Origin of the sequence: Microcoleus sp. MOSTC5 (assembly GCF_036701825.1) — a bacterium.
GTDB classification, from domain to species: domain Bacteria; phylum Cyanobacteriota; class Cyanobacteriia; order Cyanobacteriales; family Microcoleaceae; genus Microcoleus; species Microcoleus asticus.
Window position 1 is genome coordinate 1 of the sequence record NZ_JAUBRK010000126.1, and the last position, 7,797, is coordinate 7,797.

General features: G+C 48.8%; 11 protein-coding genes. All 11 read left to right on the top strand.

Annotation, left to right across the window (positions count from 1 at the left end):
• The first annotated feature begins 282 nt into the window (after window positions 1–282).
• The 11 genes from QUA54_RS33310 (at window position 283) to QUA54_RS33360 (ending at window position 7,599) form a co-directional block, all read left to right on the top strand.
• Window positions 283–696 (top strand): hypothetical protein, encoded by a 414-nt coding sequence (locus QUA54_RS33310; protein WP_333419200.1) that lies wholly within the window; start codon window positions 283–285, stop codon window positions 694–696.
• A complete protein-coding gene (locus QUA54_RS33315) occupies window positions 696–1,208 on the top strand; it encodes a hypothetical protein (protein ID WP_333419202.1) in 513 nt (170 codons plus the stop codon). The genes QUA54_RS33310 and QUA54_RS33315 overlap by 1 nt, the downstream gene beginning before the upstream one ends.
• Entirely contained in the window at window positions 1,208–1,429 is a 222-nt protein-coding gene (locus tag QUA54_RS33320) for a hypothetical protein (protein WP_333419204.1), read from the top strand. Before QUA54_RS33315 ends, QUA54_RS33320 begins: the two co-directional genes overlap by 1 nt.
• 142 nt (window positions 1,430–1,571) lie before the next feature.
• Window positions 1,572–1,769 (top strand): hypothetical protein, encoded by a 198-nt coding sequence (locus QUA54_RS33325; protein ID WP_333419206.1) that lies wholly within the window; start codon window positions 1,572–1,574, stop codon window positions 1,767–1,769.
• The gene (locus QUA54_RS33330; protein WP_333419207.1) at window positions 1,769–2,032 is read left to right on the top strand and encodes a hypothetical protein; all 264 of its coding nucleotides are present in this window, start codon (window positions 1,769–1,771) and stop codon (window positions 2,030–2,032) included. Before QUA54_RS33325 ends, QUA54_RS33330 begins: the two co-directional genes overlap by 1 nt.
• The gene (locus tag QUA54_RS33335; RefSeq protein ID WP_333419209.1) at window positions 2,023–2,619 is read left to right on the top strand and encodes a hypothetical protein; all 597 of its coding nucleotides are present in this window, start codon (window positions 2,023–2,025) and stop codon (window positions 2,617–2,619) included. The genes QUA54_RS33330 and QUA54_RS33335 overlap by 10 nt, the downstream gene beginning before the upstream one ends.
• A gap of 638 nt (window positions 2,620–3,257) precedes the next feature.
• A complete protein-coding gene (locus QUA54_RS33340) occupies window positions 3,258–3,629 on the top strand; it encodes a hypothetical protein (RefSeq protein ID WP_333419211.1) in 372 nt (123 codons plus the stop codon).
• A 126-nt stretch (window positions 3,630–3,755) separates the two neighbouring features.
• Window positions 3,756–6,452 (top strand): VapE domain-containing protein, encoded by a 2,697-nt coding sequence (locus QUA54_RS33345; protein WP_333419213.1) that lies wholly within the window; start codon window positions 3,756–3,758, stop codon window positions 6,450–6,452.
• Between the two features lie 146 nt (window positions 6,453–6,598).
• Window positions 6,599–6,742, top strand: coding sequence for a hypothetical protein (locus QUA54_RS33350; protein WP_333419215.1), 144 nt, complete (start codon window positions 6,599–6,601; stop codon window positions 6,740–6,742).
• Window positions 6,743–6,928: 186 nt separating this feature from the next.
• On the top strand, window positions 6,929–7,207 hold the full coding sequence (locus QUA54_RS33355; RefSeq protein WP_333419217.1) for a hypothetical protein: 279 nt from the start codon (window positions 6,929–6,931) through the stop codon (window positions 7,205–7,207).
• 41 nt (window positions 7,208–7,248) lie between these two features.
• On the top strand, window positions 7,249–7,599 hold the full coding sequence (locus tag QUA54_RS33360) for a hypothetical protein (protein ID WP_333419219.1): 351 nt from the start codon (window positions 7,249–7,251) through the stop codon (window positions 7,597–7,599).
• Window positions 7,600–7,797 lie beyond the last annotated feature (198 nt).

A 7,797-nucleotide genomic window follows, 5' to 3' on the forward strand; every position in this document is an offset into this window, starting at 1 on the left:
TTCTAAAATGTTAGTTACATTGAGGGTTTGCCTAACATTTTAGGTATTGGAGTTTTGGTTAATAGTTTGGAAGGCTCGTTTCTCGGTTCACTCCGGGGCTTTACTGAAATTCAACACCAGGGCGTGTGAAAACTTTACAATTGCAGCTTGCAATGTAGCTGAGAATCTGCGATCGTAAGTAACTAAGGAAGATTTGATGCGCCAGAGTCCAGTGCGACTAACACTGAACTACTGACGAACTTCCCCAAACCGTACCGTTAATACGTTTGGAGCCAAATAAATATGACATATGACGGCGACCTCTCTACCAGGTCGATCGCATCTCTTAATACGTCGGTGACTGGATTTGGTAGCGGTCGGCGTCGGATAGACCAGCTCAAAGAGCTTGCTTACGACTGCGGGCTGACCAATGAGCAAGCCCGAGAATTCGGAAAGCTTACAGCGACTAGCACTTGGGAGAAATTGCTACTCGCACACGGGCTAGAGTTCGATCGCAAGTCTGAACCGCTTGACACAGCAATACAGAATCAGGAATCAGCCCGCCAGATAAATCTGCTGGAGTGGATTGACTGGGCGCAAGCTCTTGCTCTCGCTTTAGCGTCGGTAGGGCTTGCTTTGCTGATTTTAGGAATGTTTCCCCGCATCAATCCGCTTAATTTACTCCCCGTAAAAATCACAATTCAGGTAGGTAAATAATGAGCTTACAACTGCGACTGTTTGGTGGCGGTCAAGCTGCTGCTGGAAAAATTACCAGTGGCAACGACGGCAACCACAGCATTGATAAATCAAAGGTTTTAGCCGCTACCGACACGGGGGCAATTTCCCCGATGAATCCCGGCAACTTCGGCAGTATTCGCACTACGCCTGTAGTGCCAGCCCCCCGCTACTTTGACAAAGAGGAAGCGAACGCAATGAAGAAACTGGCGAAGGAAAAAACCGAGGGCGCTCGCCATAGCAAGAAAGCCTACAAAGCTCTTGGAGCAATTGAAGTAGCGGATGCCACCGTGCATAAATCTCACAGGAAATATGAGGGAGTGGTTGCTGGTGAGGAGTTAAAAAAAGTTCGCAGCAACGCTGGGTTAGCTAAGAAGCTGCACGGACTCCGACCGGGATACGCGAAGCTCGGACTTGGAATTGACAAAGCCGAGAATTCAGCGCGGGAACGCATTGATGCAATCACTGCCAAGCTGACGGGAGGTGCAAGCTGATGGAATATATGTGGCTTGCTGGCAACAAAAAAGAAATGAAGAAATTGGTAAAAGCTTTACGCGCCAATGGTTTTACGTTTGAGCTTGCACACTATGTGGAAATAAGCAATTCCCCTTGGGGTGGCAACCGATGCTCCTACACCCTGCAAAATTTCCGCCCCCCCGCCGTAGCAGTTCCTCAACCCCGACCATGGGATGCAGTGCTAGGAGGGAAGAAATGAAGTATCAGCGCGACATCTCGGTTACTAACGCTCTCACGGGGCAAGTGATTAAAACTTTACGGGTTACATCTCCGCAGCCAATCTCAAAGAGCGACGCTATCCACGCAGTTATCAGGCACGAAGAAAAGGGAGGTAAAAGCTGATGCCATTATTCATCGACAAAAACGGCAACGTATTTCGATTTGTGGACAGTAGTGGGACTGTTCCCGACAATCTCTCAACTGAAACCGAGAATTACACCGTCAATCTAGATGGGGGTAACTACACGCACGAGATTAAGGGTGATTTTGTGCAAGGCAATATCGTAGAGCTTGAAATTGAGGAAGGGGAGGAAGAGTAATGCGAGCGATGTACTTGGCAAACTATTTTGTCGCCGGGTGCATCGCTTCCTCCCTTCTGGGATGGATAGCGAGTTTGCATCCGATGTCGTTTCGAGCGATCGCATTCTTGGTAGCAGCAGCATTTATTTTATGGGGTCTGTGCTGGCTGCTAGATTTCTCTGTCAGTGGCTGGCTCAAGATTTCAGTCAATAATCTTCAAGCGCTCTTGCTGGCTGTGCTGGCAATGGCAATCGTCGGCGCGGGGGTACTCTTATGCTCCTAAAAATGTGGATTTTGTCGGGAACTGCGATCGCTCTTTGGTTGTGTCCCCTGGTTGCCCTGGACAAGCGCATCGGCTGGCACAAGTCAATTCAAGGCTTGAGTTTGATGGCCGCCGTAAGTTGCGCGATCGGCGCTGGCAATATCGCCCGCAAACAGGCTGAAGAAGATGAAATCGAACTCATAAAAACCCGTGCGATCAAGGCTGATGTGATTGATGAAATCAGCACGAGCGCCTATGTCAGCCAAACACAGCGGCAACAGGAAGCTGAGGCGATTTTAGCTCCCCCTAACGCTGAGATGGAAGAAGTGCGGGAGCGGTTGGAAGCCTTGTATAAGCCTGAACCATCAGAACCCGCTGAACCCCTAGTTCAAACGCTGAACCAGGCAGAGGACAATGCTTTAGCCGTAGATGACGAACGGTTCACAAGCCTGAATTTGACCAAGAAACAGGCTATAGAGTTGATCCAAAAAATGCGTTCTGAACTGAACCAGACCCAGACGATCGAGAAGCTGTGGGAGTGCAAGAAGGGAGGAAGTGAAGCTTGGAAACGGGCTTATGCTCAGTTCAAAAGTCTGATGGATGAGTAACGTGGGCCGGGAGGGGGCTGGCTTATGGCCTGCCTCCCGGCCGCGACTACCGGGCTGAATGACATCCGGTAAACACCCCAAAAAGCAGAAAAATCAGCACCCGAAACGCCCTCAAAATCAGCCCTTGCGAACCTATATTAAAAATTCAGACCTATAGGTCTGTAAGGATATTGCCCTATACCAAAAATTAGGGAGTCGGGGCGCTGAGAAGCGAGCTTGTGTTTAGGCAATTTCTATCAAGATGCTATCTCCTCAATCTGGGCAATTTCAGAGGGGGGCAAAATCGCTGAAATAGGGCCGCTTTTTCCAACATATTAAAAATTCAACCCTATAACCCTGTAGTAATTTTGCCCTATATTGAACGCCAGGCTCCGCAAGGCTTCTGAGTTCCTAGGTTTTAGGGTAGACCAGGGCGATTACACGAGGGTTGTAATTTAAGCCTCGAACAACGTAGTTCAAGTGACGGCTAAGCCTTGCCTGGCAAGGAAGCCAGCGCATTAGTTAAAGATTTCCGCAGTCGTTGCATTCTATTAAAAATACTAGGGTTACTATTGTTGGTTATGAATCAGTGGATGAGGCGAAAACTGAAGCACGCGACAAGAAAACTGGAACCCCAAGGGGCAGCCGAAATTATCCGTATGCTCACTGAGCACTTGCGAGGCTCCAAAACGAAGGCAGAAGTGCGGGATAAAAAACTTGAACTTTACTCGGACGCAGTTTGTAATGCTATAGAAGACGGAATTTCGCTGCCAGTATTCGAGGAGCACTGGGAGATTCTCGCCGGCTTGATAGACATCTGGGATTTGATGAGCCTTGTAACAAAACTGCGGCCCCGCTTCATTTGTCTCCGCTTGATTCCTACACACCTTCGCATCCCTACGCCTCGAATAGAGGTGCTTCAGCCTTTAACGGGGCGTGCGCCGCCACCTGTAGCGATGTTTGTCCCTATTCCCCATAAGCTCGAAATGGGTAGCTGTGCTCGCAGCGACCTAGCCGTGTCCGCTTATTGATTTAAGCGGCACGGTACCCCATGCTTATTCAATGTCCAAATTTTTACCCAGCAAAAAACCGCTGCTTCTGATTGGTACCCAGAGCTTGCAGCGGCCTTTTGACTAATTCAAGCCCAAGGAGGGCATATGACTACATCCTACCCCACCGGGGAAAGCTCTGCATTCGATTTTTCCGAAGATTCCTCTCAATCAACATTCGACATCCGTGACCATTTAGACAAACTAGAGCCCGGCAAGGGAAAGAATGCCTACACTTGCCCTGTGTGCCAAGGCCAGCGGCTAACTGTCAACCTCAAAAGCAAGGCATATCAATGCTGGAGCGGTGGTTGTTCGACCAAGGACATCCGCGAAGCTATTCGACCACTATCAAAATTCTTGGCAGAAGCCAAAGGCGAGCGACCCGCACAGCAAGCAAGAAAACCGAAGGCTAAAAAGAAAGAGTACCCACCCGCACCAGTTCCGATCGGCGCAAAACTCTTGAAGTTACCAGCACCAGGAAAACCACCCCGCGCCGAGCGGCCGAAGTATTTCCCCAAGGGTGTCCCATCCAACGCTGTCCAAATCACCTACGAATACAGCAGCAATCAAAAGGCGGTGCGGTACGAATGGCCAGATACCAGTAATCCAAAAGGGCGCGATAAAACTTACAGCCAATTTCACATAGATGCTGACGGCAAGAAAGTTTGGGCGAAGGGTAAGGCTCGCTGGCCGGCATACCGCATAGATGAGGTAGTTAAAGCTTTAGCAGCTATCCCTGACGGTGTACCCGTTGCAGTGCTGGCACCAGAAGGAGAGCCAAACGTAGATTTAGCAAGAAGTTACAGCATCGCAGCGTTAACCATGCAAGGCTCCAATTGGAGCGACGCCGAAATTCAAATCATGCTGGAAACACTGCGAGCTACAGGTAAAAACGTGGTGCTGGCAAAACTACGCGACCACGACGATGAGGGGATTAGGAAGGGTCAAAAAGTTTGGCTAGTTGCGCGTCATATCCAATTCCCCTGCATCATCATTGACCCGCGCAAGATATACCCCGACATCCCAGAGAAAGGCGACATCCGAGAAATCTTAGAAGCAATCGGGCCAGATGAATTTTTGAGCCGGATGAACGCAGAAATTGCATTGCAAGCTCAAAAACCGGAGCCTTTGCCGACAGAGGAATCCTTGCCGATGAAAGTCCTGGAAGATGCGGCGGGTAGCAATCCTGTCAAATCCAAAAACAAGCGACTTATGAACCTGTTGGAAACCCGGTACGGCAAGCGTTTGAAGCTCAATGAGATGAGCCAGCAAGTCGAACTCGACGGTGAAGACTGCAAACTAGATGGGATGTATATCCGCATTGCCGATGAACTAGACATCGACATCAGTAAAGATGCAGCGGCCGATTTCACGTTGGCACTAGCAACTAAAAATGCTTACTCCCCAGTCCGCCGTTACCTCGAATCGCTTGACACAGCCGAGCCGATTGATTTAAATGAACTCGCGTTGAGGTATCTGGGTACACCTGATCCGCTACACGCGACAATGCTGCGAAAAACTCTAATAGCAGCGGTTGCCAGGACATTTAAGCCCGGATGCAAACACGATACGCTTTGCATCTTCCAAGGCGACCAAGGCTTTCTTAAATCGACATTTTGGGAGGCACTGACTGGGCAACCCTGGTTTACAGATAATTTGTCGGATGCAAACGAGAAAGACGAAAAACTCAAACTACGACGGTATTGGGTACTTGAGTATGCCGAGTTTGAGACGGCTTACAAGCGCAAGGAAGTTGAACAGTTAAAGGCTTTCTTGAGTTCACGAATCGACAGTTTACGCCGCCCTTACGGGCGCTCGATCGAAGATTTCCCCCGTACTTCCATTTTTGTCGGAACAACAAACCGTCAAGAGTTTCTACAAGACCCCACCGGGGAACGCCGCTACTGGGTTATTCCCGTAAAACAAAAAATTCCCATCCACTTGCTCAAAACTGAGCGCGATCGCATTTGGGGGGAAGGGGTGCGCTGTTATCTGGCGGGTGAGTCCTGGTGGCTTTCCACTGAGGAAGATGCACAGCTAGCAGAAGCTAATAAGAGCTGGCAATCTCCCGATACATGGGAATCAGCCATCTTTGCATATCTCGAAAATCGACACGAGTGTACAATCCCCGACCTGTTAAGCAAGGCTATCAACATTGATTTAGCCAACCAAGGCAGGCGTGAGCAAATGCGGGTATCCGACATCATTCGGCGAAACGGATGGAAGAGAGCGGAGAAACAAAAACGGATTGATGGACGGGTGCAATGGTACTGGGAAAGAACAAAGGTAGTGACAGGTAGTGACGGGGTAGTGACGGAGGTAGTGACACCCTTAAATCATTGCCCTAAAACGATTACAAGTGAAGTGTCACTACCTGTCACTACCTTTTTGGCAAATAATCAAAATGAATTTTCAAGTTGTACTCACAACGTTGAAAGCCAACAGGAAAAAAGTGGGGGAATGTTTGGGCAAAAAGGTAGTGACGGTAGTGACAGTAAGCCTGGAACTCTTGCTGGGCAATGTGTTGAGGGTGTCACTACCTCCGTCACTACCCCGTCACTACCTCTGTCACTACCTACTCAAAAAATTCCCAGAGAATTTGAGAAAGGCGATCGGGTGGTAATTGTCGAACCTCGCAGCCTTTATGAAGGTGAGCACGGTGAGGTGCTTGATGTCCGGCATGGCAGCAGTGAAACTGACTACCTCATAAGGCTTGATAAAACATCGCACAACTTGACCGAAGTAACTGTCCAAGTTCCGAAGGGTTCCAATCTTCTTACGTTCTTGATGCGGGAGAAGTTGTAACACTTTGGAGTGCTGGCTCAGGAAATGATGGTTTCCTGACGTAGCCTCGGTACTTCCACGTCCTAGATGGGGAAATGTGCCTTTCCCCATCTAGGACTCCTATTGCCGATAGTTAAGATGGTGGGATAGTTGAACTTCCTAAAAATATGGCTAAGCTAGCGACTTCAGTGCTACCAACGACGCAGGAATTTTTGAGGCTTGAGAGTGTGCGTCGCGGGCTGACGATGGGGCAATTACTAGACGAGATTGTTGGCCGCTACATCGACGTACCGAAAACACTTCTTAACTGATACGGTGAATATGCCCGTTTTGGGTACGGTGGATCACGGCTTCCAAGCCTCGATGTTTGGGAGCTTTTTTGATACGCTCTTGCTAGACACTTGCTAGACACTTGAAAAGAAATATCTACAAATCACTAGACAGTCACTAGACATAGTGCTACTATGTGTCTAGTAGTAACTAGACAGGTACTAGACATGACAGACAGATGCCAGCTTAACTTGAGATTGGACGGACGCCGCGACTTGTTGGAGACTATCAAGGAAGTAGCAGCAGCCCAGGGTTTGAGCGTCAACGCATGGGTGGTAAGAACTTTAGAAGCGGCCGCTAATCCTACCGCACAATCTGAAGCTCTCCGCCAATCTCCAGCAGAGATTGAACCACTGCTAGACAACAGGCTAGACACATTGCTAGACAGTAAGCTAGCGGCTAAACTAGCAGGGATTGAAGAACGCCTGGGAAAATTGAGAGCCTGAGCGAGGGCAACGATGAATCGCTCAGGCTTGAGAATGAAAGATTGAGACAGGAAGACAATGAAACCAAGCGGCAATACCTGGAACTGCTGAACACCAGCGCCAATAGGGTAAAGGATTTACAGGCAGACTATGCCAAGCTTCTAGAATCCAGCACCCATATCACCAATAAGCTGAGGCAAGAATTAGCAGAAGTGCGATCGCAACTTGCGACAGAGCACGCCGATCGGGAGGAAATTGAAACGCAGCTCGCCGACCTGAAACAAAATTCAGCGCCTGCCAGCGAACTCCCCGACGCGGCCGACTTGCTCAACCAGTTGAAAGCGCGGCGTAAAAAGTCCAGGACAGACTTGGTAGACGTGGAGGCAATTTTGGAAATATTGGAAGGAAGCTAACATTTTAGGTATTGGAGTTTTGGTTAATAGTTTGGAAGGCTCTTTCTAAAATGTTAGTTACATTGAGGGTTTGCCTAACATTTTAGGTATTGGAGTTTTGGTTAATAGTTTGGAAGGCTCTTTCTAAAATGTTAGTTACATTGAGGGTTTGCCTAACATTTTAGGTATTGGAGTTTTGGTTAATAGTTTGGAAGGCTC